General features: G+C 55.6%; 1 protein-coding gene. It reads right to left on the reverse strand.

Annotated features, from left to right (window positions below; genetic code table 11):
• On the reverse strand, window positions 1–305 hold a 305-nt coding region (locus tag AC2JF9_RS08415; RefSeq protein ID WP_500726884.1), incomplete at its 3' end, for a PLP-dependent cysteine synthase family protein.
• Between the last annotated feature and the right edge of the window lie 215 nt (window positions 306–520).

Raw genomic sequence — 520 nt, forward strand, 5'->3', positions numbered from 1 at the left:
TCGATGCTCATCGTTTCCGGCATAACGAGAATCGCCTTGTATCCTTTCGCGGCGGCGACCATCGCGAGGCCGATACCGGTGTTGCCGCTGGTCGGCTCGACGATCGTGTCTCCCGGCTTGATACGGCCCTCGCGCTCCGCCGCTTCGATCATGTTGATCGCGATCCGGTCCTTCACGCTGGAGCCCGGGTTTTGGTACTCGAGCTTGACGTAGATTTCCGCGTAGTCTTCCGGTACGACGCGGTTGAGCTTTACGAGAGGCGTGTCTCCGATGAGTTGCGTGATGTTTTGGACTAATTTGGCCATTACGGTATGAATCCTCCTTAGATCCGACCCGCCCGACATACGGTGAGAAGGATAATCCCGAGTAATTAGGTCGGTTTTGTAATCATCTTATCAATCGCCATCGAGAAAGTCAACTGCATTGTACTTTTCAAGCAGCATCGCTTCGACGTCGAATAACGACGGGGCCTGCGCCAACGCCAGCTCCCTTCGCAACTCTTCCCGCACGCCGGAATCGT

Source organism: Lactobacillus sp. C449L (genome assembly GCF_059900815.1).